The organism is uncultured Ligilactobacillus sp. (assembly GCF_948826705.1).
Taxonomy (GTDB): Bacteria; Bacillota; Bacilli; order Lactobacillales; family Lactobacillaceae; genus Ligilactobacillus.
Genome location: NZ_CAQLEL010000045.1, coordinates 1 through 1,459 on the forward strand (window position 1 = coordinate 1; position 1,459 = coordinate 1,459).

1 protein-coding gene is annotated in these 1,459 nt (G+C 46.0%); it reads left to right on the top strand.

Annotated elements, in window-relative coordinates:
* Positions 1-1,459, top strand: a 1,459-nt coding sequence (locus Q9Q35_RS02630; RefSeq protein WP_304652003.1) for a MucBP domain-containing protein, incomplete at both ends; no start/stop codon positions are given.

Below are 1,459 nucleotides of genomic sequence, written 5' to 3' on the forward strand. Positions count from 1 at the left end.
CGATCTTGAGTACAGTATGGAGTCCAGCGCAGACGACAGAAGTGATCCAAAGTCCAACGATCACAGGCTACACACCAGATCGAAACGAGATCAGTGGTCAAACGATCACCCATGATTCAGAAGATCTCAGCACAGTGGTGACGTATACTGCGGGTGATCAAACCGTCAAGGTGCACTATATCGATGTCTACGGTGGAGCCAACAAAGAATTGACTGACCAACTCCAAACGATCACAGGTAAAGCGGGTTCGGCATACACCAATACGCTGTGGGATTACGCGCAAGCAGGTTACGAATTAGTCAGTGCCCAACCAGAAGCAAGTGCAGGTAACTTTGATGAAGACCCAGATGCTGATCAAGAGCACTACGTTTACTTGACCCATGCGTTAAAACAAGTAGTGGGTACACCAGTGACAGTTAGTCAAACGATCAACTACGTCTACCGTACAGGTCCAAAAGCAGGCCAAATGGTATCGGCTGATAGTGTGAATAGTCACACGTTCGTACCGACATATACCGTTGATCAAGTGACAAAAGAAAATGTCGGCGAACCAAGTTGGGCACCTGAAACAGCAGAATTTAGTGCAGTTACGAGCCCAACAGTCAGCGGATATACAAGTGATCAGCCAGTCGTTGAAAAAATGACGATCACACCAAGTTCAAAGGATAACGTAGTAACTGTTTACTATGATGCCAATGAACAGCGTTTGACTTATACAGTGATCGATGATGGCGACAATGGTAAAGTTTTAGCCAATGACGAGCTTTTAGCGACAGGAGACAGTGAAAGCATCGTAGGTGATAAAGTTTCAACGGACTACCAAGCACTTATCCAAAGCTACTTGGATAAAGGCTATATCTTAGTGAGTGCAGATGCTTTACCGGCAAACTTTGATAATAACGACGCAGTCGATCAAAATGTGGTGCTCCATTTAGCCCACGGGACAAAAGAAGTCACAGGTACACCAAAGACAGTGACGCAAACCGTGACCTATGTTTACGGTAACGGACCAAAGAAAGGTCAACCGGTGACAGAAGCACAGGTTAAAGAATATGTCTTTACTTCAACTGACACGATCGATACAGTAACTGGTGCGATCTTGAGTACAGTATGGAGTCCAGCGCAGACGACAGAAGTGATCCAAAGTCCAACGATCACAGGCTACACACCAGATCGAAACGAGATCAGTGGTCAAACGATCACCCATGATTCAAAAGATCTTATGACAGTGGTGACATATACTGCGGGTGACCAAACCGTCAAGGTGCACTATATCGATGTCTACGATGGAGCCAACAAAGAATTGACTGACCAACTCCAAACGATCACAGGTAAGGCAGGTTCGGCATACACCAATACGCTGTGGGATTACGCGCAAGCAGGTTACGAATTAGTCAGTGCCCAACCAGAAGCAAGTGCAGGTAACTTTGATGAAGACCCAGATGCTGATCAAGAGCA